This is a genomic window from Aureimonas phyllosphaerae, assembly GCF_047943035.1.
GTDB lineage: Bacteria > Pseudomonadota > Alphaproteobacteria > Rhizobiales > Rhizobiaceae > Aureimonas > Aureimonas phyllosphaerae.
In genome coordinates this window covers 140,808-163,284 of record NZ_CP181348.1, presented here as the reverse complement: position 1 = coordinate 163,284, position 22,477 = coordinate 140,808, and the positions used below count along the sequence as shown (strand labels likewise).

General features: G+C 67.5%; 23 protein-coding genes. 7 read left to right on the top strand and 16 right to left on the bottom strand.

The window, feature by feature from the left end; translation table 11 throughout:
• Positions 1–17 precede the first annotated feature (17 nt).
• On the bottom strand, positions 18–836 hold the full coding sequence (locus ACLNGM_RS00780) for an ABC transporter permease (protein WP_416356783.1): 819 nt from the start codon (positions 834–836) through the stop codon (positions 18–20).
• Positions 829–1,650: an ABC transporter ATP-binding protein gene (locus ACLNGM_RS00775; RefSeq protein ID WP_416356782.1), complete on the bottom strand. Its 822-nt coding sequence runs from the start codon at positions 1,648–1,650 to the stop codon at positions 829–831. Before ACLNGM_RS00775 ends, ACLNGM_RS00780 begins: the two co-directional genes overlap by 8 nt.
• 411 nt (positions 1,651–2,061) lie before the next feature.
• Between ACLNGM_RS00775 and ACLNGM_RS00770 the strand changes: the two genes are divergently transcribed.
• Both ACLNGM_RS00770 and epsC read left to right on the top strand, forming a co-directional pair.
• Positions 2,062–3,120, top strand: a complete 1,059-nt coding sequence (locus tag ACLNGM_RS00770) for an LLM class flavin-dependent oxidoreductase (protein WP_416356781.1) — start codon at positions 2,062–2,064, stop codon at positions 3,118–3,120.
• A 37-nt stretch (positions 3,121–3,157) separates the two neighbouring features.
• A complete protein-coding gene (gene epsC / locus ACLNGM_RS00765; RefSeq protein ID WP_416356780.1) occupies positions 3,158–4,024 on the top strand; it encodes a serine O-acetyltransferase EpsC in 867 nt (288 codons plus the stop codon).
• 18 nt (positions 4,025–4,042) lie between these two features.
• Here epsC and ssuD read toward each other — a convergent pair whose 3' ends face one another.
• Positions 4,043–5,212: an FMNH2-dependent alkanesulfonate monooxygenase gene (gene ssuD / locus ACLNGM_RS00760; RefSeq protein ID WP_416356779.1), complete on the bottom strand. Its 1,170-nt coding sequence runs from the start codon at positions 5,210–5,212 to the stop codon at positions 4,043–4,045.
• A 306-nt stretch (positions 5,213–5,518) separates the two neighbouring features.
• On the opposite strand from ssuD, the gene tauA reads away from it, so the two are divergent.
• The 3 genes from tauA to ACLNGM_RS00745 all read left to right on the top strand — a co-directional run bounded on the left by tauA (position 5,519) and on the right by ACLNGM_RS00745 (position 8,213).
• Positions 5,519–6,490 (top strand): taurine ABC transporter substrate-binding protein, encoded by a 972-nt coding sequence (gene tauA / locus ACLNGM_RS00755; protein WP_416358527.1) that lies wholly within the window; start codon positions 5,519–5,521, stop codon positions 6,488–6,490.
• An 80-nt stretch (positions 6,491–6,570) separates the two neighbouring features.
• Positions 6,571–7,359, top strand: a complete 789-nt coding sequence (locus ACLNGM_RS00750; protein ID WP_294645641.1) for a taurine ABC transporter ATP-binding protein — start codon at positions 6,571–6,573, stop codon at positions 7,357–7,359.
• Complete coding sequence (locus ACLNGM_RS00745; RefSeq protein ID WP_416356778.1) at positions 7,356–8,213, top strand: ABC transporter permease subunit; 858 nt, start codon at positions 7,356–7,358, stop codon at positions 8,211–8,213. The genes ACLNGM_RS00750 and ACLNGM_RS00745 overlap by 4 nt, the downstream gene beginning before the upstream one ends.
• Before the next feature lie 470 nt (positions 8,214–8,683).
• On the opposite strand, the gene ACLNGM_RS00740 is transcribed toward ACLNGM_RS00745, so the two are convergent.
• Positions 8,684–9,355: a LysE family translocator gene (locus ACLNGM_RS00740; protein WP_416356777.1), complete on the bottom strand. Its 672-nt coding sequence runs from the start codon at positions 9,353–9,355 to the stop codon at positions 8,684–8,686.
• 88 nt (positions 9,356–9,443) lie between these two features.
• Between ACLNGM_RS00740 and ACLNGM_RS00735 the strand changes: the two genes are divergently transcribed.
• Positions 9,444–9,716 (top strand): hypothetical protein, encoded by a 273-nt coding sequence (locus ACLNGM_RS00735; RefSeq protein WP_416356776.1) that lies wholly within the window; start codon positions 9,444–9,446, stop codon positions 9,714–9,716.
• Positions 9,717–9,808: 92 nt separating this feature from the next.
• Here ACLNGM_RS00735 and ACLNGM_RS00730 read toward each other — a convergent pair whose 3' ends face one another.
• Genes ACLNGM_RS00730 through ACLNGM_RS00720 form a run of 3 tightly spaced genes read right to left on the bottom strand, consistent with a single transcriptional unit; the run spans position 9,809 to position 12,379 of the window.
• On the bottom strand, positions 9,809–10,573 hold the full coding sequence (locus ACLNGM_RS00730) for an ABC transporter ATP-binding protein (RefSeq protein WP_416356775.1): 765 nt from the start codon (positions 10,571–10,573) through the stop codon (positions 9,809–9,811).
• Positions 10,563–11,399 carry an ABC transporter permease gene (locus tag ACLNGM_RS00725; protein ID WP_416356774.1) on the bottom strand — a complete coding sequence of 279 codons (837 nt, stop codon included), beginning with the start codon at positions 11,397–11,399 and terminating at the stop codon, positions 10,563–10,565. Before ACLNGM_RS00725 ends, ACLNGM_RS00730 begins: the two co-directional genes overlap by 11 nt.
• A gap of 11 nt (positions 11,400–11,410) precedes the next feature.
• Positions 11,411–12,379: an aliphatic sulfonate ABC transporter substrate-binding protein gene (locus tag ACLNGM_RS00720; protein WP_416356773.1), complete on the bottom strand. Its 969-nt coding sequence runs from the start codon at positions 12,377–12,379 to the stop codon at positions 11,411–11,413.
• Between the two features lie 352 nt (positions 12,380–12,731).
• Here ACLNGM_RS00720 and ACLNGM_RS00715 point away from each other — a divergent pair, with 352 nt between their 5' ends.
• Positions 12,732–14,072, top strand: a complete 1,341-nt coding sequence (locus ACLNGM_RS00715; RefSeq protein WP_416356772.1) for an LLM class flavin-dependent oxidoreductase — start codon at positions 12,732–12,734, stop codon at positions 14,070–14,072.
• A gap of 21 nt (positions 14,073–14,093) precedes the next feature.
• Here ACLNGM_RS00715 and ACLNGM_RS00710 read toward each other — a convergent pair whose 3' ends face one another.
• From ACLNGM_RS00710 to ACLNGM_RS00670, 9 genes are all read right to left on the bottom strand, one after another.
• Positions 14,094–15,545 (bottom strand): MFS transporter, encoded by a 1,452-nt coding sequence (locus ACLNGM_RS00710; RefSeq protein ID WP_416356771.1) that lies wholly within the window; start codon positions 15,543–15,545, stop codon positions 14,094–14,096.
• Positions 15,546–15,631: 86 nt separating this feature from the next.
• Positions 15,632–16,660 (bottom strand): aliphatic sulfonate ABC transporter substrate-binding protein, encoded by a 1,029-nt coding sequence (locus ACLNGM_RS00705; RefSeq protein WP_416356770.1) that lies wholly within the window; start codon positions 16,658–16,660, stop codon positions 15,632–15,634.
• A gap of 101 nt (positions 16,661–16,761) precedes the next feature.
• The gene (locus ACLNGM_RS00700) at positions 16,762–17,616 is read right to left on the bottom strand and encodes an ABC transporter permease (protein WP_416356769.1); all 855 of its coding nucleotides are present in this window, start codon (positions 17,614–17,616) and stop codon (positions 16,762–16,764) included.
• 14 nt (positions 17,617–17,630) lie between these two features.
• Complete coding sequence (locus ACLNGM_RS00695) at positions 17,631–18,467, bottom strand: ABC transporter ATP-binding protein (RefSeq protein ID WP_416356768.1); 837 nt, start codon at positions 18,465–18,467, stop codon at positions 17,631–17,633.
• Between the two features lie 19 nt (positions 18,468–18,486).
• A complete protein-coding gene (locus ACLNGM_RS00690; RefSeq protein WP_416356767.1) occupies positions 18,487–18,816 on the bottom strand; it encodes a 4Fe-4S binding protein in 330 nt (109 codons plus the stop codon).
• The gene (locus ACLNGM_RS00685) at positions 18,813–20,447 is read right to left on the bottom strand and encodes an FAD-binding protein (RefSeq protein ID WP_416356766.1); all 1,635 of its coding nucleotides are present in this window, start codon (positions 20,445–20,447) and stop codon (positions 18,813–18,815) included. Before ACLNGM_RS00685 ends, ACLNGM_RS00690 begins: the two co-directional genes overlap by 4 nt.
• A 26-nt stretch (positions 20,448–20,473) precedes the next feature.
• The gene (locus ACLNGM_RS00680; protein WP_416356765.1) at positions 20,474–21,061 is read right to left on the bottom strand and encodes a thioredoxin family protein; all 588 of its coding nucleotides are present in this window, start codon (positions 21,059–21,061) and stop codon (positions 20,474–20,476) included.
• A gap of 176 nt (positions 21,062–21,237) precedes the next feature.
• Positions 21,238–21,873 (bottom strand): alkylhydroperoxidase domain protein, encoded by a 636-nt coding sequence (locus ACLNGM_RS00675; RefSeq protein WP_416356764.1) that lies wholly within the window; start codon positions 21,871–21,873, stop codon positions 21,238–21,240.
• Positions 21,870–22,469 carry a CMD domain protein gene (locus tag ACLNGM_RS00670; RefSeq protein ID WP_416356763.1) on the bottom strand — a complete coding sequence of 200 codons (600 nt, stop codon included), beginning with the start codon at positions 22,467–22,469 and terminating at the stop codon, positions 21,870–21,872. The genes ACLNGM_RS00675 and ACLNGM_RS00670 overlap by 4 nt, the downstream gene beginning before the upstream one ends.
• Positions 22,470–22,477 lie beyond the last annotated feature (8 nt).

Here is a 22,477-nt window from a genome sequence, read left to right as displayed (position 1 = left end):
CGGGAGAGGAGGCCGCGTCAGCGCTGCATGCCCCAGCGGCGGACAGTAAGAGACTCCAGAAGACGGAACACGACGCCCTCGACGAGGAGGCCGATGACGATCACCAGCACCAGTCCGGCGAAGACCTTGTCCGTGAAGAGCTCGTTGCGGTTGCGGAAGATGTACCAGCCGAGGCCGCCCTGTCCCGCCGAGACGCCGAACACGAGTTCCGCGGCGATCAGGGTCCGCCAAGCGAAGGCCCACCCGATCTTCAGCCCGTAGATGACGGACGGAAGCGCGGCAGGAACGAGAATGAGCGCGACATAGGCGGGACCCTTGAGGCCGTAGTTCCGCCCGACGAGGCGCTGCGTTTCCGGAACGCCGTCGAAGCCGCCGAGCGTCGCGAGCGAGAAGGGCCAGAGAACGGAATGGACGAGCACGAAGACGAGGCTCGCCTCGCCGAGGCCGAACCACAGCATCGCGAGGGGCAGGATCGCTATGGCGGGCAGGGGGTTGAACATGGAGATGAGCGTCCGCAACGCCTCACGGGCGAAGCCGTTGGCGACCGCCAGCGAGACGAGAACAAGCGAAATCGCGACGGCGATCGCATAGCCCTTCATGAGCACGGTGAGCGACCGCCAGGACGAGGCGAGGAGCCCGTCCTCGAGAATGCCGGCAACAAGGGCCCGCATCGTGTCGGTGAAGCTCGGAAGAAGCATCGGCTTGGCGGTCCACAGCGCCGCCGCCTGCCAGAGCGCGGCGAGGAGCGCCAGGACCGCGAGCTTGCGCAGGAAGCTGGCGGATCCGTTCGACAGGCGCGGTCGCGGCAGGGTCGTCGTTGCGATCGCATCAGACATGGACCGGGCTCCGCTCGGGCGTCGCGCCGAAGAGGAGATGGTTTACCTCCCGCACGACGCTCTCGAACCGGGCCCCGCCGCTGTTGCCGAGGCCGAACTCGGACGTGTCGAACGAGGCGATCGTCCGGCCGGGGTGAGGGGACAGGAGATGCAGCTTCGTCCCGATGAGGATCGCCTCCTCGATCGAATGGGTCACGAACAGGAGGGTGAAGCGCTCCGCCTCGGCAAGGGCGAGGAGATCCTTCTGCAACTGCCGCCGGGTGAGCGCGTCGAGTGCTGCGAAGGGTTCGTCCATCAGGAGGACGTCGGCATTCGTGACGAGGGCCCGCGCGATGGCCGCGCGCTGCTTCATGCCGCCGGACAGGGTATGGGGGTAGGCATCGATCACCCGCTCCAGGCCGACCTTGCGCAGGGCTTCGGCCGCAAGTTCCCGGGCTTCGGCCTTCGGGACCTTTCCGCCCGCCCGCGCCGAGACGCGCAAGGGGAAGGCGACGTTCTCGCGCACCGTCTTCCAGGGAAGAAGCTGGTCGAACTCCTGGAAGACCACGATCCTGTCGGGTCCGGGACCCGACACCCGGCGCCCCTTCACCCGGATGTCTCCGGCAACGGGCTGGATGAAGCCTGCGACAGACTTCAGGATCGACGACTTGCCGCAGCCCGAGCGCCCGAGAAGAACAAGACGATCGCCCTCCGCCGCCGAGAAGCTCACGTCGTCGACGGCGCGGACGGTGCCCCCCTGTGCAGGAAAGTCGATCGTCAGCCCTCGCGCCTCGAAGGCCACCCCGACGTCGACAGTCTCGGGACGCGCCAGCATCAACGAGCGGATCCGACGGTCTTCGAAACGACAGGTCGTGTCGGACGTTCGATCTTTGCAGGCGGCATCAGGGGCGTCTCCATCGGGATCGGTCGGCGCCGCTTATGCGACAGGAGGAGACTACGAGCTGAGAACAGGCGCCGCGAGGAAAAGCCTACTCATTCTATCAGTATGGTAGGCAATTCTGACCTGGGTTTCTTCCATGCCGACGGGCTATCATCCAGCGGATGAAAGGGGGCTGAGCTTTCGAATTGACGCACGTAACGGTCGCGGGACCGGGCCGCAGTGACTGACCCGCCGCGAGTAGGGGCAATGAGGCCTGGGATGCCTCGATCCTTTCTGGGATCGTCCGGGCCATCGGTCGCGCGTCAGGTTCGGAAGCATCGCAGCCGGCATGCCGAAAGGGCACGAATGGACTATCTCTGGTACATCCCCAACCAGTCCGTTGCCGGACATCGCGGCGATACGGCCGAGCCCGGCCACAACAGCCTCGATACGCTGGTCGCGCAGGCGGAAGCCATCGAGCGTCATGGCTGGCAGGGCGCACTGCTCGGCGCAGGTTGGGGGCGGCCCGATACGTTCACGGTGGCCGCCGCGCTTACTGCCCGAACCACGAGCTTCGAGCCGTTGATCGCGATCCGGCCGGGCTATTGGCAGCCGGCGCTGGCGGCATCCGCCCTGGCCACGCTGGACGACCTCACCGGCGGTCGGGTCCGGGTGAACATCGTGTCGGGCATCGACGACCCCGCCGCCTATGGCGACGGCGCCTTCGACAAGGCGGGGCGCTACGAGCGCACGCGCGAGTTCATGCAGATCCTGCGCAGGCTCTGGACCGACGACGACGTTCGCTACGACGGGAAGCATTACCAGCTCTCCGGATCGACCCTGCGGCCTCGTCCCGCCAGCCTTCCTGAGCGTCCGCATCCGACCCTCTACTTCGGCGGCGCTTCGGACGCCGCAGAGCGCGTCGCCGCGGCGGAAGCCGACGTGCAGCTCTTCTGGGGCGAACCGCTCGCCGACGTTGCCGAGCGCATCGCGCGCCTGAAGCAGCTCTCGGGTGAGGTTGGGCGCGAGCATGCGCCGCTGCGCTTCGGCCTGCGGATCACGACCCTTGTGCGCGAGACGAGCACGGAAGCCTGGCGCGATGCCGAGGCCAAGGTCGCTCGGATGGCCGAGACGGCGGGCGTCGGGTGGCACGATCACAAGGGCGAGGTCGCGGTGGGACAGCAGCGGCTCCTTGATCTTCAGGCGCGGGGCGACGTTCTCGACACCAACCTCTACACGGCCCCCGGTCGCTTTGGTGGTGGCGGGGCCGGCACGACCTGGCTCGTTGGCTCGGCCGAGGAAGTCGCCGCCTCTCTGAAGCGCTACCGCGACCTCGGCATCACGACCTTCATCCTGTCCGACACGCCGTATCTGCGCGAGATCGAGCGGCAAGGGCAGGCGCTGCTGCCGCTGCTGCGCGATTAGCCTCGCCATCCATCATCCGATCATCCGGGAGGAAGCCATGACGCAGATGCCGCAGGTTCCGGGCGCCTTCTCACCAGTTCTACCGGACACGATCGCACCGGACACTCCGCCGGCCCCGACCGACATGTGGTGGGCGCGGCTGCGGCGCGAGGCCGAAAGCATGCTTGCGCGCGAGCCGACGCTCGCGCCGATGGTGGTCGCGACGATCCTCGCCCAACATTCGCTCGAGGAGGCGATGGCCCAGCGCCTTTCCACCCGCATCGGCGGGATCCTGCCGGCGGACTTCCTGCGCAGCGTCTTTCTGGAAGCCTACCAAGAGGACGCCGCGCTACGCCGCTCGCTGCGCCTCGACCTCGCGGCGCTGATCGACCGGGATCCGGCCAGTGAGGTGGCGCTGGATGCGGTGCTCTACTTCAAGGGGTTCCATGCGGTGCAGACGCACCGCATCGTGCACCGACTCTGGCATGGCGACCGACGCGACCTCGCGCTGCACATCGCGGACCGCGCGACCGAGATGTTTCAGGTCGAGATCCACCCGTGCGTGCCGCTGGGGGACGGGTTGTTCGTGGATCACGCAACGGGCGTCTTCATAGGGGCGACGGCCGAGGTCGGCGACAACGTGTCGATGCTTCAGGGCGTCGTCCTCGGCTCGCTGGAAGGGCAGGAGATCGACGGCCGGCGCCATCCTCGCATCGGACATGGCGTTCTGATCGGGGCAGGAGCCAAGATCCTGGGGCCGGTCACCATCGGCCACTGTACCCGCATCGGTGCCGGCTCGGTCGTCACGCAGTCCGTGCCGTCCAACCGCACGGTGGTCGGCGTTCCCGCGCGCATCGTCGGTCATGCCGGCTGCGCCGAGCCGTCTCGCTCGATGGATCAGATGGTGTTCGACGTCGGGCTGTAAGCGGGGACGCGGCGACCTTTACGATGGCGGTCGCGCGGATCCTATCCCCGACTCCGAAGCGAATCCTGCCCGCTCGCCTTGCGTTGCGGGATCGATGCGTCCCCGGTTGCCGGTGATCCGTCCGAGGAACGGGAAGAGGAGTTCGGCAACACGGTAGGCCTCCTCGAGGTGCGGGTATCCGGAGGCGATGATCGTCTCGATGCCGAGTGCCTGGTACTCGCGAATCCGCTCTGCGACCGTTGCAGGGTCGCCGACGAGCGCGGTCCCGGCACCCTTGCGCACGAGGCCAACGCCTGCCCAGAGGTTCGGGGACACTTCGAGCCCGTCCCGACGTCCGCCATGGAGGGCGGACATCCTTTGCTGGCCGACGCTGTCGCTGTCGCGGTCCAGGCGTGCCTGAGCTTGCGCGATCGCTTCGTCGGTAACGTGGGAGATCAGTCGATCCGCCTCGGCCCAGGCCTCGGCTTCCGTCTCCCGGACGATGAGGTGAAGCCGGATGCCGAAACGCACCGAACGCCCCTTCGCTTTCGCTCTCGCGCGGACGCGCTCGAGCTTTTCCGCAACCTGGGCCGGGGGCTCGCCCCAGGTCAGGTAGACTTCGACATGATCTGTCGCGAGTTCGATGCCGGCGTCGGAGGAGCCGCCGATGTAGAGGGGAGGATGGGGCGTCTGGACCGGCGGGAACGCGTTGCGACCTCCTTTTGCCCAGAGATGGTCACCCTGAAAGTCGACGGTGTCGCCCGCCATCAGCCCGCGCCAGATCGTCAGGAAGTCGGCGGCCTGCCGGTAGCGCTCGTCATGGGGAAGATCGACGCCGTCGACTGCGAGTTCCTTGGCTTCGCCCCCGACAACGACGTTCAGAAGAAGACGTCCGTTGGTCAGCCGATCGAGGGCAGCAGCCTGCCGTGCGTAGTGCGCCGGCGTCGCGACGCCCGGCCGGACCGCAACGAGATACTTCAGTCGTTCCGTGAAGGGCGCGACCGACGCTGCGGTGATCCACGAATCCTCGCAGAACTGCCCGGTCGGCAGCAGCACGCCATCGAAGCCGAGTCGGTCGCAGGCGACCGCGATCTCGCGCATGTAGGCGTTGTCTGGCTGCCGGTTCCCGACATCGGAACCCAGATAGCGACCGTCGCCGGATGTCGGCAGAAACCAGAAGAACTCGAGGGGAAGGGTTCCGGCAGCCATCCTGACAACTCCCTGCGACGCCGAAACCCGGCCTGTCGATTATCCCGATTTTCGAATTCCGGGAGACGATGGGAAACTAGACCGGAACCCGACCGGGCGCTTGGATGAACCTCCACGGCAAGACCGGATCGTCGGAACTTTCGTTTCTCCAAAATCTACTAATTCGGTGAATTATACCTAGGCGAACAAACCCTCGTGAACGATGCTGATGGCGTGTTCAACAACGGACGCGGCCCGGAAGGCCGCTCGGGTCGCGAGGGGAAGAGAATGAGCAAAGTGAGGACGTCGCTGGCGACCTTCGTGGGGATGGCCGCGATCATTCTGGCGACTGGCGCCGGTGCCGCCGACAAGAAGGTGACCGTCGGGTATCAGACGGATGCCCTTCCGTCGTCCGTCGCCATCGCCAACGGAGAGTTCCAGAAGGCGACTGGGTACGAGATCGACTTCCGCAAGTTCAATTCCGGAGCCGACATCTTCGCCGCGATCGCATCCGGCGACGTTCAGGTCGGCTACGTCGGATCGAGCCCGTTCGCGGCGGCGACGTCCCGCGGGCTCGACGTGAAGGCGTTCCAGCTCGCCTCGATCTCCGGGACGGATGAGGCGCTGGTCGTGCGCAACGGGTCCGGCATCGAGAGCGTGAAGGACCTCAAGGGCAAGAAGCTCGCGGCAGCACCGGTCTCCACGGATCACTACCAGTTGCTGGCCCTCATCAAGTCGCAGGGCTTGAGCGAGAAGGACGTCCAGGTCTTCGCGATCCCGCAGCCTGAGATCGTGGCAGCCTACAATCGCGGAGACATCGACGGCGGGTTCGTCTGGGATCCGGCGCTGACCGAATTGAAGAAGGGGGGCAAGGTTCTCGTTACCTCGCGCGAGGTCGCAGAAGGCGGGGCCCCGACGTTCTCGGCCTGGGTTGCCGCCGGCGAGTTCGCCAAGGCCAACCCGGAGTTCCTGAAGGCCTATGCCGGGGTGGTGGACAAGACCTATGCCTCGTTCCGCCAGGATCCGGCTGCCTGGGGACCTGACAGCGAGAATGCCAAGACGCTCGCCAAATTCCTCGGCGGCACCGCCGAGCAGCAGGCAGCGGCCCTTAAGAACCTCACGCTTCTGACCCCGGAGGAGCAGGCTTCCTCGAAGTGGCTGGGTGGCGGTGAGGACGCTGGCGCCGCGAAGATCCTGAAGGATACGGCGACGTTCCTGAAAGAGCAGGGGAAGGTGTCCCGGGTCCTCGACTCCTATGCGGACTTCGTCACGCCTGCCGCCGTCGCGCTGACGAACTGACGACGGTTGGCCGGGCAGGCCGCGCCGTTTCCTCCCCCGGTCGGCCTGCCCATTCTCCGCACCTCGATAGGAACCCCTCGATGCTGAAGGTCGACCGCGTCAGTATTCATTTCGCCGGTCGAGACGGACGGGCGGTCCATGCCCTCGACCGGGTGTCCCTCGACATTCCCGACCACGGCTTCGTCGTGGCGCTCGGAGCGTCCGGCTGCGGTAAGTCAACGCTCCTCAACGCCATCGCGGGCTTCCTGCCCGTATCGAGCGGTTCGATCACCTTGAACGGCCGGCCGATCGTCGGACCCGGGGCTGACCGAGGCGTCGTGTTCCAGAAGGATACGCTCCTGCCCTGGAAGACCGTGCTCGACAACGTCGCGCTCGGCCTGAAGTTCGCAAGGGTTGCCCGAGCGGAGCGCCGGGAGCGGGCCGCGGATCTTCTCGCTCTTGTCGGACTTCAGGACTTCGCCCAAGCCTATCCTTACGAACTCTCGGGCGGCATGCGCCAGCGAGCTGGTATCGCAAGGGCGCTGGCAACCGATCCTGAGATCCTCCTCATGGACGAGCCCTTTGGCGCGCTGGACTCCATGACGCGGGAGACGATGCAGGATCTCCTCGTCAGTGTCTGGCACCGCACGGGCAAACGCATCTTCCTCATTACGCATTCGATCGACGAGGCGCTCCTTCTCGGCCGCGAGGTGATCGTGATGTCTCCGCGACCGGGCCGGATCGTCGCCCGCATGCCGCTCGAGTTCGTGGACGAATTCGCCGCGCAGGGAACGGCATACTCGGCCAAGGCGCGTCCGGAATTCGCTGCGCTCGGCGAGGAACTGCGCGCTATCATCCATCGCTCGGACATCCAAGGGATTGCAGCATGAGCGACGTCGTTCGGGCCCATGTCCCGCTGTCGGACAAGGATGTGACCGACGCACCGAAGCTCGTGCGGATGCATGGGTTCGGGGCCGAGGGGCGTCCAACGCGCGCGATCAGTCTTGCGACCGCCGCTGCCATCATCGCCGCCTGGTGGCTCGTCTCCACTCTCGAACTCGTTTCACCGCTCTTCCTTCCCCGCCCTGACGAGGTCTGGGCGCAGCTCGTGCTCATCGCTCGGGATGGCTATGCCGGCGCCTCGCTCTGGGATCACGTGTCGGCCAGCCTGACGCGCATCGTGTCTGCGGCCCTGATCGCCACGTCGATCGGCGTACCGCTTGGTCTCCTGATGGGACTGAACCGGTGGGCCAAGGGCGTGTTCGACGTGCCGATCGAATTCTACTGGCCGCTCCCGCCGCTCGCCTATCTGCCGTTGATGATCATCTGGCTGGGGATCGGCGAGACGTCGAAGATCGCGCTCCTCGTGCTCGCGATGTTCGCCCCGATCTGTCTGTCGGCGCAGGCAGGCGTGCGCGCGTTGCCGATCGAGCGTGTCAACGGGGCCCTGACGCTCGGCGCCAGCCGCCGGCAACTGTTCCTCGACGTCGTGCTGCCGTCCGCCCTTCCCGAGATCCTCACGGGTATCCGCATCGCGCTCGGGGTCGGCTGGAGCACGCTTGTGGCCGCCGAACTGATCGCATCGACCCGCGGCATCGGCTTCATGATCATGTCGGCGGCCCAGTTCCTCGCGACCGACGTGGTATTCGTCGGGATCGGAATCATCGCGGCTCTCGCCTTCGGGTTCACGCTTCTCATGCGTTTCGCTGAAACGAAACTGGTGCCCTGGCGTGGCAAGAGCTGAACAGTAAATGGCCCGCGGTCGTTCGGCGGGCAAACCCGAAGGATTGCTGTCGCGTCGGGATGCGAGGTGACGTTGCAGCCTGCTCCGACCGGGACTGGGCGGCGGTGCCGTCTTTCTCCCCGCATACAGGCGCCGCCGGATCGGCGCCACCAATCATCAATCGGGCGGATCTGCCTGATTGGGACGCGCGCACCTGTTGGACCCGTGCGATGCTGTGTGGGCCGGGAAACACCCATGCGGCATCGGCTCTGTCGTCGACAGCGACGATGTGCTGCACCGTTCCATGAACGACACCCGTATAGCTAGGACAGGGCGACCCGCTCGAGTGGCGTGGTGTCTCGAGCGGGTCTTCGCGTCGACCGCAAGCAGCGGCTGACGCGATGCGGAGGCTTTTTTGTCGGCTGCGGCAGGGCAGGGACTTCGGAGGGAACGGGACAGCCTCCAGTCATCGGAGAGGCGGCTCGGTGCCCTCAGATCAGGTGAGCCGCGCTGCTGGCAGCCGCGAATGAGAAGACGCCGATAATGCAGGCGGCGCCCTTGTAGGCGAAAGGGCGTAGACGGCTGGGAACCGCCGATCCGATCGTCATCCAGAGCGCACCGGCCGCGATCGACAGGCAGGGGAAGAGCAGGACGCCGCTCATGGCCTGCCTGGGGAGCGCTGTCGGGATGATGATCGTTCCGACCAGCATGGCTTTCGGGTTCAGGAGCGTCGTCAGGAACACCCGTTTGATGGCCTCGCCGACCGCGGGCACCCGATGTTCGACCGGCTGCGTCCAGAGCTTGTAGGCGGAATAGAGCAGCCACGCGGCCGCGACCCCCTTCAGCGCCGGCAGGGCGATCGGAATGTCCGCAAGGAGTTCGGACGCGCGAACGAACATGAAGATCGCAATGACGTAGCCGGCAGCTTCCGCCAACGGAAGCATCCAGGCCCTGCGCAGTCCCATGGCGGCACTGCTGGCGGCGAGAATGGTGTTCGTCGGGCCGGGCGTCAGCAGGAGCGCCATCGAGGCCAGGACGAACGGCGCGAATGTGTCGAGCGGCATGGGACCTTCCGGGTTCGGGATCGAAGCCGGAATGCTGCGGGACGGATTGGGTTGCATGACAGCTAAGCCGTTGCAATTACTAAGGAAGGCTGACTTCACGCGGCCGTGAACCTTCCCGAGATGCCCGCGTTAGATATGCCTGCCTGTCAGACATCGAGATGTGTCCGACCGGCAAGCGGGGACAGCCATGCAGATCAACGACGACGTCACGCTTGTCTGGAGCGATGCGGAACAACGGCCGACGAACGAGCAATGGTCCGGCAAGGCGGCGGATCGTTGGCCGTCGCTCGGCGAAGCTATCCGCTTTGCGATCGCCATGCAGGCGGACAAGGCGGCGCTCGGTCTGTCGCCCTGGATCTGGACGCCGTCGGGACACGTGTACTCGCCGGGAACGATCAACGCGATGGGACGAGCGTTCGAGGAGAACATGCTGCGCGCTCGGTATATCAACGGAAGATGAGCTGACAGTTCGGTCCCGGCCTATCGCCGGTGTTTTCACCTTCGTGGTTGGGGCATCCGCGGCCACTGCTCAGTCGCATGTCGCGAGCATTGTCAGGATACTAGGCGCTTTGGCATCGCGGAAACGAGGATGACGTCGGCGATCTGCCGGCGGAGGTCCTCGAACGAAGGCGTACCACGATGGCGAGGGTGTTCCAGATCAACGTCGAAGCGGGCCGCGATCTCGCCTGGACCCGGCTTCATGACAAGGATCCGGTCGGCGAGCGTCAGCGCTTCGTCTAGGTCGTGCGTGACCAGAACCAAGGTCAGTCCGGTTTGCCGCCACAAGTCCAAGAGATGCTCGTGCAGGCTGGAACGCGTGAAGCTGTCGAGGGCGGAGAAGGGCTCGTCGAGAAGGAGCACCGTGGGCTCGGCGACAAGCGCGCGGGCGATCGCGACACGCTGAGCCTGCCCGCCGGACAATTCCTTCGGCCACCGCTCGCCCACCCCGTCGATCCGGAGGCGGGCGAGTGCCGCTGCCGTGCGCTCGCGGCGCAGAGCGCGCGGCAGGCCCGACAGTCCGAACTCGACGTTGGCCGTGTTGGTCAGCCACGGCATCAGCCGCGGCTCTTGGAACACGATGCCGATGCCCGGATGGGGCGCGAGGACTGGCTTACCGTCGAACAAGACCTCGCCGCCGTCCGGAAGGTCGAGGCCGCCCAGAAGGCGAAGGAGGGTCGACTTCCCGCAGCCCGAGCCGCCGACGATCGCGGTGATGCTGCCCGGCTGGAACTCGGCCGACACATGCCTCAGCGCCGTCGTGCCGTTTCGATAGGTGCGGGTGAGGTCAGCGGCGGCGAGCATGGCGTCAGATTCCATCCTGGTGGCGGTCCTGCCAGCGCAGGAAGGGTTCGGATGCCGCGGCAAGGCCGGCGTCGCTGAGCTTGCCGAGCGCGGCGAAGACGAGGATCGCGCCGACGATCTGGTCGGCCTTGCCAAGCTGCTGGCCATCGACGAGGAGATAGCCGAGCCCTTCCGAGGCGCCCATGAACTCCGCCGCGACCACGAACATCCAGCCGAGGCCAAGGCCCGTACGTAGCGCTGTCACGGTCTGCGGCAGGATGGCGGGCAGGAGGACGCGGCGCACCAAAGCCGGCCGCGACAGGCGAAAGGCGCGGCCGACTTCCACGATCCGCCGATCGACCGACAGCACCGCGCTGGCGACGCCGAGATACACGGGAAAGAACACGCCGGCGGAGATCAGGACGATCTTGGACGTTTCGAAGATGCCGAACCAAAGGATGAAGAGCGGCACCCAAGCGATCGACGGGATGGCCCGCAGCGCCTGGATCGTCGGATCGAGGAGGCGGCGGGCGAGCGGCACGGCGCCGGTGAGGGCGCCGGCGAGAATGCCGACCGTCGCCCCTGCCGCAAAGCCCCAGGCGACTCGCACCGAAGTGGCGACGACATGGGCGGCCAACTCGCCGCTCGCGGCCAGCGCCCAGAGTGTCTCGGCGATGCGCGAGGGAGGCGGCATCAGCCGGCCGTTCGACCAGCCGACCCGGACCGCCAGTTCCCACGCGAGCGCCAGGGCGACGGGCAGGATCCAGCCGAGGGGAAGCGCGAAGCGCCGACTGCCGACCGCCGGCCTCTGTACGGAAGTCGAATCGTCGGGACGCGCAGCGAGGCGGACGGTCGAGCTCATGTCGCGGACGCTCACTGGCTCGGCGGCACGAAGCTTTCGTCGATCAGCTCATCCGTGACGGCTGCGACATCGACTTCGGCGGCGACGAGCCCGGCCTTCTGGAGGGCAAGACCCGCCTCGACGATCGCCTCGCGTTCGGCCGGCTCGATCTGCGTAGTGGTGAGTCGCGTGCGTTCGAGCTGGCGCTCGATCACCTCCGGCGGCAGCTTCGTGGCCGCAACGAGCGCGTCCTTCAGCGCGTCCTGGCGGGCGAGGGCGTCCTTGCGCGCCGTCTCATAGGTGGCGAGCACGCGGCGGACGATGTCCGGATGCTCTTCCGCGAACGCTTCGGGCACGCTGATGACGCCGCCGCTGTTGTATTCGGGCTTGCGAAAGAGAAGCACCGCCTTGTTCTCCAGTTCGGCCGAGGCCATCAGCGGGTCAAGGCCCGCCCAAGCGTCGACGTCGCCGCGCAGGAGCGCCTGTTTGCCGTCGGCATGCTGGAGAAGGACGAGTGTCACGTCCTTGTCCGTGAGGCCCGCGTCGGCGAGCGCACGTTCGAGGAAGATGTGCGGATCGGTGCCGCGCGTCACCGCGATACGCTTGCCCTTGAGGTCCTCGACCCTCTTGATGGGACTGCCCTCCGGCACGACCAGTGCCGTCCATTCGGCGAGCGAATACACGCCGACCGAGCGGATCGGATTGCCGTTGATCCGCGCCACGAGCGCGGCGCCGCCGGCGGAGGCCCCGAAGTCGATCGAGCGGGCGTTCAGGAACTCCAATGCCTTGTTGGAGCCGGCCGACTGCACCCAGTTGACCGTGATGCCGTCTTTTTCGAACTCCTTCTCCAGGAGCCCTTCGTTCTTCAGGAGGATCGAGACCGGGTTGTACGTCGCCCAGTCCACGGTGATCTGCGACAGTTCGGCGGCGCTTGCCGAACCCGAGAGAAGGACGAAGGCCCCGGCAACGAAGCCCGACAGGCGAAAGGCGGTTCGATTCATGAGGACGGCTCCGGAGGCGGGAGGTCGCCGCCGAGGGATGGGCGCTGCGGCGGATCGGAAATGAACCTATCGGGCGAAAGGACGACCCGACAGAAATATCTATTCAATCACTAGACTTTTCTTGGAAAATGCTGATCGCTTGACGGGTCCAATCGCCCGCGTCGGGCAGACAAGCTTCCTTGCCTTTCAGCGCCGGGCACGTACCTGCCGGACAGAACGATCGATGCTGGCAAAGCCGAGCGGTCTCTGCGGTGTTTCCAGTCGAGGTTCTATTCGTTACACCGGCCGCCCCGACCTGGCGCCCGGCCCGACGCCACGCACAAACTACGACGACGCCAAGGAGAACACCTCGATGACAGAGGCACGCAAGCGGCTGAGGCTCGGCGCCTTCATGCGGCCCGTCAGCATCCACGCGGGCGCCTGGCGCTATCCGGGTGCTTGGCGCGACGCGAACTTCTCGTTCCCGCGTCTGTCCTATCTCGCCAAGAAGCTCGAGGCGGGGCGCTTCGACGCCTTCTTCATGGCCGACCATCTCGCCGTCCTCAACATGGGCACCGAGGCGCTGCGGCGCAGCCATACGGTTACCTCGTTCGAGCCCTTCACGCTGCTCTCGGCGCTGGCCGCCATCACGAGCCGGATCGGGCTGGTCGCCACCGGGTCGACCAGCTTCGACGAGCCCTTTCACGTCGCGCGCCGGTTCGCCTCGCTCGACCACATCAGCGAGGGACGGGCTGGCTGGAATATCGTCACCACCTCGAACCCCGACGCCGCCCTGAACTTCGGCCTCGACGAGCATCTCGACCACGCCCAGCGCTATCGCCGTGCGCGTGAGTTCTTCGACGTCGTGACCGGCCTTTGGGACAGTTTCGCCGACGACGCCTTCCCGCGCGATGCGGCGAGCGGCACCTATCTCGACTCGGAACGCATGCACGTCCTGGCCCACGAGGGGGAGTTCTTCCGGGTGCGCGGGCCGCTCAACATCGCCCGGCCCGTCCAGGGCTGGCCGGTGATCGTGCAGGCCGGTGCCTCCGAGCCCGGCCGGCAGCTCGCCGCCGAGACCGCCGAGGTCGTTTTCGCCGCGCCGAACGGCCTCGCGGACGGGCGTGCACTCTATGCCGACGTGAAGGGGCGCATGGCCCGGATCGGGCGCGATCCCGATCACCTCAAGATCCTACCCGGCGCCTTCGTCGTCGTCGGGGCGAGCGACGCCGAGGCACGGGAGAAGCGCGACCTCCTCGACAGCCTCGTCCACGAGCAGAACGCGATCGATTCCCTCTCCATCGCGCTCGGCCACGACGCGCGGCGCTTCGATCCCGACGCGCTGCTTCCCGACATCCCGGACACCAACGCCTCGAAGAGCGGGCAGGCCCGGGCTATCGCGATCGCACGGGCCGAGAACCTGACCGTGCGTCAGCTCGCCCGGCGCTTCGCGGGCTATGCGGGCCTTTCCTTCGTCGGCACGCCGAAGACCATCGCCGACGCGATGGAGGAGTGGCTGGTGAGCGAGGGCTGCGACGGGTTCAACGTGATGTTCCCCTATCTGCCGGAAGGGCTCGACGACTTCGTCGACAAGGTCGTGCCCGAGCTCCAGCGCCGCGGCCTCTTCCGAACCGAGTACGAGGGGCGGACTCTGCGCGAGAACCTCGGCTTGTCGCGTCCCGCCAACCGCTTCTTTCAACTCTCGTCGAATTGAAGCGGCCCCGCCGGCCGGCAGTCAGATGGCGCGTTCCGGTTTCGGTGCGAGAGCCAACCTCGCGCCGGACACTTCGCTGCCGGCATCGCGGGGCAGGGCTAGGAAGCGGAGCGAGGTGAGGACGCCGATCCCGCCCATGACGGCGAGCGCCGTCTGAAAGTCCGGCAGCCGGGCCACGGCGTCCGGCGTGCCGGTTTCGATGAAGACGCTGAAGCGGATCATCAGGGCGGCTATCGCCACGGCGAGCAGCACCGAAAGCTGCTGGGTCATGGACGAGAAGGTCGTCGCTGCGCCGCGCATCGTCGGCTCGATGTCGGCGAAGGTGATCGTGTTGAGCGCGGTGAACTGCATGGAGCGCGTGAGCCCTGCGACGAACAGGAGAGCGAGCAGGAGCGGGCGCGGCGTCGACGAATCCACCAGCGCGAAGCTCGTTACCGCCAGCGAGGCGACGACGCCGTTGGCGACGAGGAGCGTGCGGAAGCCGAGCCGGCGCAGCGTGCGCGTGGTCGCCGCCTTCATTGCGAGGTTGCCGAGGAAGTAGACCAGCATGAGCGATCCGGTCTCGACCGCGCCGAGGCCCATGCCGACCTGGAAGAGTAGCGGAAGCAGGAAAGGGGTCGAGTTGATGACCATGCGAGCCATTGTTCCCGTCGCGAGCGAGGCGATGGCGAAGGTCTGTGCGGACAGGACCCGGAGATCAACCAGCGGGTGACGCGCGCGGCGCAGGTGGCGCACGCCGAGCGCGCCGAGGGCGAGGCCCGCGGCGACGAGTCCGGCGGCCGGCCAGCCCCCGTCCTGGGACAGCATCTCGAGCCCGACGAGCGCCAGCGCCAGTGCGCCAGCGGTCCGGAGAAAGCCCAGTCCGTCGAAGGGACGCGGTGTCTCGCGCTCGCCGGCGGGAAGGAACAGGAGCGTGAGCGCGACGCCGACCGCGCCGATCGGCAGGTTCAGGAGGAAGTTCCAGCGCCAGCCAGCATGCGTCGTGATCCAGCCGCCGAGAACGGGGCCGACCACCGGGGCGATCAGCGCCGGCCAGGTGATCAGCGCGATCGCGTGGACGAGTTCTGCCTTAGGCGTGTTGCGCAGGATGATCTGGCGTCCGACGGGCGTCATCAAGGCGCCGCCGATCCCTTGCGCGACACGGGCGAGAACGAAGCTCCAGAGGCCGTCGGCCACGGCGCAGGCGAGCGAGGCGAGGGTGAAGAGGACGATGGCGCCGAGGAACACGTTTCGGGCGCCGAGGCGATCGGCGAGCCAGCCGGCGGGCGGAATGCACACCGCCATGGCGAGGAGGTAGGCCGTGAAGCCGACATTGAGGCTCACGACGTCGGTCCGGAAGTCGGCCGCCATGGCCGGCAGCGACGTGGCGATGATCGTGCCGTCGAGCGCCTGCATGAAGAAGGACACCGCCACGATGCCGGCCATCAGCTGGGGGCGATGAAGGGCGGAAGCGCCCGGCATGGCGGCGGTCATGAATTGAGGAAATCCGTGGTCATGCGAAGAGGGAGGGACGCGGACACCGTGCGCCCGAATCCCTCCCGACGAAAGGCGAAACCCGATCAGTTGCTGGCGGTGGCCTGCGCGGCCGCGGCGTCGTAGAAGCTCCGATCGACCCAGGTGTCGTAGTTTACCTTGCCCTTCAGAAGCCCGGCCTCGGCCATGAAGCGCTCCTCGCCCTTCAGCGCCTCGATCGCCCGCGGCATGATCTCGGGGTTCTGGTAGAACTTGCCTTCCGAATAGGACGAGCGCACGGCCTTCTCGCTGTTACCCGTTTCCTCGACGAAGATGGCGATCGTCTCGTCCGGATGGGCGTCGGCCCAGCGGGCGGTCTCGATGTCCACCTTGAGGATGCGCTCGACGATCTGGGGATAGGTCCGGGCGAAGTCGCCGTTGACGCTGATGAGGTGCGGCACCGCCCATTCCGGCTTGCCGGACACGCCGGCGTCGAAGAGGACACGCGCCTGGCCGGCATCCACAAGCTTCTGTGCCGGACCGGTGCTCTCGACGATCGCGTCCACGTCGCCGCGCGCGAGAGCGGGCCCCGAGTTCTCGATGCCGATGTTGAGGCTTTCGACGTCGTCGATCGACACGCCTTCGGCCTCGAGCGCCTTGGCGAAGGTCGAATGGCGAACGGTGCCCGACAGATAGGCGACGCGCTTGCCCTTGAGGTCGGCAAGCGTCTTCACCGGCGAATCCGGCCGAACGACGACAAGGGTCTCGTTGGAGGGCACCCAACTCGACAGGCCGATCAGTTTCACGTCGGCGCCGCTCGCACCGAGGCGCAGCGACGGGTTGTTGCCGATGTAGGTGAGGTCGATCGCGCCGGAGCCGAGAGCGACGGAGGCCGCCGAACCACCGTCGAACGTGGTGAGCTCGACCTTGATGCCGTCCTTCTCGAATTCCTTTTCTAGGAGCTTCTGGTTGCGGAACAGAATGAACTTGAGGTGGCCGGGCGCGGTCGAGCCGATGCGGATAACCTCGGGCTTGGGCGACTGCGCCAGGGCGGGGGCGCCGGCGACGACACCCAGCGCGAGGGACAGGGCGGCGAGCCGAAGGATTGCGCGGCGGGGCAGGGAAGCGAGGGGCATGGAAGGGGTCCTTGTTGAAGAAGAGCGCGTGGGGTCGTTCCGTCGAGGCTCTTGTGGCCAGGACGGTCATGCGGGTGGTGGTTGGAGATCGAGGGGCGGTGTTACGCCGGGCCGACGCCCTCGCTGGCCTTCCAGCGCGTGGCGCGCGCTTCGAGAGCGACGAGGAGGTAGTTCAGGACGAGGCCGGTGACGGTGAGCGTCAGGATGCCGGCATACATCCGGTCGGTCTCCAGCATCAACGAGGAGTGCTGGATCAGGAACCCTATGCCGGACTGGGCCGCCAGCATCTCTGCGGCGATCACCGAGAAGAGCGAGGTCTTCACGCCAAGCCGCGCGCCAGCGACGATGGAGGGTACGGCCGACGGCAGGATCACCTTCTTGAAGAGGTCCCAGTCGGACGTGCCCATGGAGCGCGCGGCCTTCAGGAGCAGCGGATCCACCGACTTTACGCCGACGATCGTGTTGACGAGAAGGAAGAAGACTGCGGCGTAGAAGGTGATGGCGATCTTCGACGCCTCGCCGATCCCCAGCACCAGGATGAACACGGGCATCAATGCGAACTGCGAGGTGTTGCGAAGCGTCTGGACCAGGAAGTCGCTCATCCGCTCTAACAGGGTGTAGCGGCCCATGACGAGGCCGAGCGGCACGGCCACGACCACCGCCAGCAGGAAGCCGAGCGCGGCGCGCTGGAGGCTGATCCCGATGTGCTCGGCGATGGTGCCGCTCGCGATCATGTCCCAGAGCGCGGCGAGGACCTGGCTCAGCGGCGGGAAGAACAGCGCGTTGATCCAGCTAAGGCGCGGCGCGGCCTCCCACAGGAGCGCGAAGGCGAGGAGCGCGGGCAGGCCGAGGCCCACGCTCGTCGCAGCGCGGCGCAGGCGGGAGGTGACGGGCGCAAAGCGCAGGCGCGTGCCCACGAAAGGCGCAAAGACGGGCTTAGGCGAGACGAGGGTCATGGGCTCGGGTCCTTTCAGTGCGCGAGCCGCGCGGCGAGGGACCAGTCCCCTTGCGCCTTGCGCACCTCGTCGCGCAACGCCTCCCAGACGCGGGCGCGGTAGCGGTTGAAGTCGTCGCCGTTGCGCAGCTCGATGTCGCGCGGGCGCGGCAGGTCGATGTCGATGATCTCCTTCACGCGCGCCGGTCGTGCGGTCATGACCACGATCCGGTCGGCCAGGAAAATCGCCTCGTCGATGGAATGGGTGACGAACACGACGGTGGTCTTGATCGTCTCCCAGATGCGCAGGAGTTCGGTCTGGAGGATGTCGCGCGTCTGGGCGTCGAGGGCGGCGAAGGGCTCGTCCATCAGGAGCACTTCCGGATCGTTGGCGAGCGCCCGGGCGATCGCCACGCGCTGCTGCATGCCGCCCGAAAGCTGGGCGGGATAACGGTCCCCGAACCCGCCGAGACCGAACAGGTCGAGGAGCCCGCGCGCCCGGTCCTGACGCTCACGGCGGCAGACGCCCCGCACCTCCATGGCGTATTCGATGTTCTCGATCGCGGTGCGCCAAGGGAAGAGTGCGTACTGCTGGAAGACGTAGGCGGTCCCCGCATGCGGCCGCGTGACGGGCTTGCCGTCGATCCGTGCGACGCCGGAGGACGCCTCGGTGAGTCCGGCTATCACGTCGAGCAGCACCGACTTGCCACTGCCCGACGGGCCGACCAGCGTGATGAACTCGCCCTTGCGGATCGCGAGGTCGACGCCGCCGAGGACGTCGACGCGGTCGCTCCGACGTCCGTCGACGGTCACGCTCTGCCCGGGCTTGAGCTGGAATGTCTTGCGCAGGTCGCTGACGTCGATGCGGTCCATGGGATGTTCCTTCGAAGGGTCAGTTCTGCGCCGCGCGCAGGCGATGGGTGGGGTCCTGGTCGGCGCCACCGGCGCGCCCACGGCTCCAGCCGAGCGCACGGGCATAGACACCGAAGAGGCCGCGGTCCTCGACCTCGGCTGCCGTGATGCTGGTCGGACCGTCGGCGCGCTCGGCGACGAACAGCGCGTCGGTCGGGCAGTAGATCTCGCAGAGGTAGCAGGTCTGACAGTCGTCCTGCCGGGCGATGACCGGCAGGCCCGACGCGTCCCGGTCGAAGACGAAGGCGGGGCAGATGCGCTCGCAGATGCCGCAGCGGATGCAGCGGTCCTCGGACACGACTTCGATCACGACGCGGCTCCTTCCAGAAGGGTTTCGGCGCTCGCGTCCCATTCGGCCCGGACCTCGCCGAGCCCGCTGACGACGATCCGACGCGCCATTGCGGGGTCGGTCTCGGGATGGTCGCTTCGGCGATGGGCACCGCGGCTTTCGGTGCGAAGTTCGGCTGCCGCCAGCGTCCAGCGGGTGACGGCCGTGACGGAGGCGAGTTCGCGGGCGGCAAGGCGCGCCGTGCCGTCGGCCCGCAGATGGGCGGCGATCTCGCCCCAGACGGCTTCGACATTCCGACGACCCAGAGCGAGCGCCGCGGCGTCGCGCTGATAGTTGCGGCCGAGAGGGGCGATCTCGGCGCGAACGAGCGTGGCCGCGCGATCGAGATCAACCAGACGTGCCTCGCCAGTCGGCCGAAGCCCGGCGCCGCCGAGCGGCACGAGGCGACGCTCGGCCTGCGCTGCGGTCCGCCGCGCGGCAAGGCTCGCGCCCCGCCCCGCCCACCACCCGCTGGCCATGGCCCAGGAGGCGTTGACTGCGCCACCGCCCGACACGCCGCCGGTGACGTTCTCGCGGCTCGCAGCATCACCCGCCACGAAGAGGCCGGGAAGGCCGACCGAGCAGTCCGACGAAGCGATGCGGATGCCACCGGTGCCGCGCACCGTGCCCTCGAACTTCAGTTCCACCGGGAACAGGTCGTGGAACGGGTCGATGCCCATCCGCTCGTAGGGCGTGAAGCAATTGGGCTGGCCACGCCGCAGCGCGTCCTGGATCGTGTCGTCGGCAAGGTCGAGACGCGCGAGGACGTCGCCTTTCCTGAGGGCTTCCGCGATCAGACGCTCGGCGGCGCCGATGCCGTTGGTGACAGGTTCGCCGTCGGGTCCCATCAACGGGGTGCCGTCGGGTCGGTAGAAGCTCGCCCAGCGGAAGGGGAGCCCCTTGTTGAGGGAGGAGCCTCGCGGGGCAAGTGTGTATTTGCCCGTGAACTCGAGCCCCGAGAGGTTGGCGCCCGCTTCGGCTGCGAAGAGGTGGCCGTCGCCGGTCAGGCCCGTGCCGCCGAGGATGCGTTCGAAATAGGCGCAGCCGCCGCTTGCAAGGACCACCGCGCCCGCCCGCACCTCGAAACTCGCCCCGGTGCGGCGAGACAGGCCGGCAGCTCCCGCCACCGCATGGCCGTCGCCGAGAAGTTCGAGGATCGGGTGATGGTCGAGGATGCGCACGCCGCGCTTGGCCACCTGGCCGCGCATGAAGCGCATGTAGTCCGGCCCGCGCAGGTTGGCGACGTAGAGATTGCCGCCGTCGTCGCTCGGGAACGGGTAGCCCCATTCGCGAAGACGCGTCAGGTTCTCGAAGCTCTGGTCGACGCAGCGCAGCATCCAGCGCCGGTCACCGAGCCCCGCCGTTCGCTTCCAGCGCGCATCGACGGCGGCCTGCCGCCCATCTCCGGGCGGCACGCACCACGTGCCCGTGTTGGAAGGCGCGGTCGCGCCGCTGGTCCCGAAATAGCCCTTGTCCGCCAGCACGACGCTCGCGCCGGCCTCGGCCGCCGAGAGGGCCGCCCAAGCTGCGGCGGGACCGCCGCCCACGACGAGGACGTCGCAGGCGAGGCGCTCGCCCTCCGGCAGTGATCGGTCCTTACGGCTGGAAGCCATGCGTCGCGCCTTTTGTTCTTCGAAGGTCAGGCCGCTGCGGACACGGCGGCGGGCGCGTTGCCCTCGGTCCACTTGATGTTGCAGCCGATCGAAGGCGTCTGCGCCGCGTCGGGGGCCTGGCCGGCGAGGACGGCGTCCACGGCCGCGCGCAGGTCCGCGCCCGTCACTGGCTTGCCGTTCCCGGGGCGCGCGTCGTCGAACTGGCCGTGATAAGCGAGCCGGCGCTCGGCGTCGAAGAGGAAGAAGTCCGGCGTGCAGGCGGCGTCGTAGGCCTTGGCCACTTCCTGGGAGGCGTCCTTGAGATAGGGGAAGCCGTAGCCCTGCTCGCGCACCTCGGCCTCGATCCGCTCCAGCGTCTCCTCGGGGTGTGCCGTGGCGTCGTTGGAGTTGATGGCGATCACGGCGAGGCCCCTGTCGGCGTAGTCGCGGGCAAAGGCCGCGAGCTCTTCGCGCAGGAGCACGACGAACGGACAGCGGTTCGAGATGAAGGCCACGAGAAGCGCCGGGCTGTCGGCGAAGTCGGACAGCGCCACCTCGTGCACGCCGGGGCCGGGCAGCGAGAAGTCCGGCGCCTTGGTGCCGAGGGCGACGGTGTTCGATTCGGTCTTGGGCATGCGAGCCTCCACGCATCGGGAATGCGAAGAGTTGAGCATTCAGTACACAGTTTTAGTAGACAAAAAATTGCTCGGATGCGGGCGGTAGTAGATTGTTCGTTTCAAGTGCTTTGCTGTGTGCGGAACCCGATGCGGAAGGCGATCGGACCGGAGCGCCGTCCCGAGCCCGGTGACCTCTAGTCGGCCTCGCCCTTTCCCTCGGGCTCGCCGAGCGAAAGCATCAGCCGATTGGCCCAGTTGAAGAAGGCGCTCGCGAAGACGAGATCGGCGACCTCGTCGTCCCGCAGTCCGTTCTCCCGCAGGTTTCGTACATCGTCCGCTCCGAAAGCCGTCGGCGTACGCGTCAGGCGCTCGGCCGCCGCCGTGACGGCATTCCAGCGGGACCCGAGATCAGCGGACACGCCGTCCTTCAACAGTCGGTCGATGTCCTCGCCGCGGCCGGAATGACGGGTGGCGAAGCGGGCGTGGACGGAGGCGCAGAAGATGCAGCCGTTGACGCGCGAGACGGCGGTCGCTGCGAGTTCCCGCTCGGCGCGGGGCAGGCCTCCCTCCGCGTTGTAGAAGATGTCCTTGTCGGTGCGGGTTCGGGCACCCAGCACCTCTGGGTCGCGGGCGAGAAGCCGGAAGTAGGGCGACTGGGCGCGGCTCTTCTCGGTCAGACCCTCGTAGTGCCGATCGGTCAACTCTTCTATGGCGAGAGGGGTGAGGGCCGGCAGCCAGTTCAGCTCGTCCTGCGTGAAGCGGTCGGGCTCGCGGTTGTCCGGGTGGCTGAGGAGGACAGAGGTCCCGGGGGCGGCGACGGGCGCGTTCATGCGGCTTCTCCGGCTTGGGCAAGCGCGCGCAGGCCGATCGCCGCGCGGATCTGGAAGGCGAGGAAGGAGACGAGCTGCGACAGGGTGACGATCCCGTCCGCGCTCCAGCCGGCGGCCACGAGCCGGCCGAGCGCCTCGCTCTTGGTGTCGCGCGGGTGGAAGACGAGGAGGTGGGCGTGCTCCAGAGCCGCGGCGAGACGGGCGCCGAGCTGGGCGTGGGCCTCTTCGCCGACACGGTAGAGCGGCCCCACCGTGTCCTCGCCGCTGAGCGGCCCCGGCGGGTAGCTGCCGTAGGGCCCCTCGACAGCCGCCTCCCGCGCCTCCGCCTCGACCGCGCATCTCATGTCCTGCCCGTCGAGAAGATCGACGTAATGGCGCGCGATCGCCTCGTCCCGGTGGAGGAGCGCCACGAAGGCGGCGACGGCGCGGCGCTCGTCGAGGTCGACGTCTCCGGGCGCCGTAGGATGGAGCAGAAGCTCGTAGGCGCGCTGCGCGTTGTCGCGGGCGGTGGATCGCTTGGCGCGCACGGCATCGAGGGCCGAGCCGGCGCGGATGCCGGCCAAAGCGTCGATGATGTCGCGGGTTGGTTCGCTCATGGACGTCT

What these genes read in the sequence shown, in the direction of transcription:
- ACLNGM_RS00680 (WP_416356765.1), bottom strand. Translation starts at nt 21,061, where the DNA reads ATGCCCAAGACCGAATCGAACACCGTCGCCCTCGGCACCAAGGCGCCG.
- ACLNGM_RS00735 (WP_416356776.1), top strand. Translation starts at nt 9,444, where the DNA reads ATGCAGATCAACGACGACGTCACGCTTGTCTGGAGCGATGCGGAACAA.
- ACLNGM_RS00670 (WP_416356763.1), bottom strand. Translation starts at nt 22,469, where the DNA reads ATGAGCGAACCAACCCGCGACATCATCGACGCTTTGGCCGGCATCCGC.
- ACLNGM_RS00710 (WP_416356771.1), bottom strand. Translation starts at nt 15,545, where the DNA reads ATGACCGCCGCCATGCCGGGCGCTTCCGCCCTTCATCGCCCCCAGCTG.
- ACLNGM_RS00730 (WP_416356775.1), bottom strand. Translation starts at nt 10,573, where the DNA reads ATGGAATCTGACGCCATGCTCGCCGCCGCTGACCTCACCCGCACCTAT.
- ACLNGM_RS00775 (WP_416356782.1), bottom strand. Translation starts at nt 1,650, where the DNA reads ATGCTGGCGCGTCCCGAGACTGTCGACGTCGGGGTGGCCTTCGAGGCG.
- tauA (WP_416358527.1), top strand. Translation starts at nt 5,519, where the DNA reads ATGGCCGCGATCATTCTGGCGACTGGCGCCGGTGCCGCCGACAAGAAG.
- epsC (WP_416356780.1), top strand. Translation starts at nt 3,158, where the DNA reads ATGACGCAGATGCCGCAGGTTCCGGGCGCCTTCTCACCAGTTCTACCG.
- ACLNGM_RS00685 (WP_416356766.1), bottom strand. Translation starts at nt 20,447, where the DNA reads ATGGCTTCCAGCCGTAAGGACCGATCACTGCCGGAGGGCGAGCGCCTC.
- ACLNGM_RS00770 (WP_416356781.1), top strand. Translation starts at nt 2,062, where the DNA reads ATGGACTATCTCTGGTACATCCCCAACCAGTCCGTTGCCGGACATCGC.
- ACLNGM_RS00695 (WP_416356768.1), bottom strand. Translation starts at nt 18,467, where the DNA reads ATGGACCGCATCGACGTCAGCGACCTGCGCAAGACATTCCAGCTCAAG.
- ssuD (WP_416356779.1), bottom strand. Translation starts at nt 5,212, where the DNA reads ATGGCTGCCGGAACCCTTCCCCTCGAGTTCTTCTGGTTTCTGCCGACA.
- ACLNGM_RS00715 (WP_416356772.1), top strand. Translation starts at nt 12,732, where the DNA reads ATGACAGAGGCACGCAAGCGGCTGAGGCTCGGCGCCTTCATGCGGCCC.
- ACLNGM_RS00675 (WP_416356764.1), bottom strand. Translation starts at nt 21,873, where the DNA reads ATGAACGCGCCCGTCGCCGCCCCCGGGACCTCTGTCCTCCTCAGCCAC.
- ACLNGM_RS00745 (WP_416356778.1), top strand. Translation starts at nt 7,356, where the DNA reads ATGAGCGACGTCGTTCGGGCCCATGTCCCGCTGTCGGACAAGGATGTG.
- ACLNGM_RS00700 (WP_416356769.1), bottom strand. Translation starts at nt 17,616, where the DNA reads ATGACCCTCGTCTCGCCTAAGCCCGTCTTTGCGCCTTTCGTGGGCACG.
- ACLNGM_RS00725 (WP_416356774.1), bottom strand. Translation starts at nt 11,399, where the DNA reads ATGAGCTCGACCGTCCGCCTCGCTGCGCGTCCCGACGATTCGACTTCC.
- ACLNGM_RS00780 (WP_416356783.1), bottom strand. Translation starts at nt 836, where the DNA reads ATGTCTGATGCGATCGCAACGACGACCCTGCCGCGACCGCGCCTGTCG.
- ACLNGM_RS00720 (WP_416356773.1), bottom strand. Translation starts at nt 12,379, where the DNA reads ATGAATCGAACCGCCTTTCGCCTGTCGGGCTTCGTTGCCGGGGCCTTC.
- ACLNGM_RS00750 (WP_294645641.1), top strand. Translation starts at nt 6,571, where the DNA reads ATGCTGAAGGTCGACCGCGTCAGTATTCATTTCGCCGGTCGAGACGGA.
- ACLNGM_RS00705 (WP_416356770.1), bottom strand. Translation starts at nt 16,660, where the DNA reads ATGCCCCTCGCTTCCCTGCCCCGCCGCGCAATCCTTCGGCTCGCCGCC.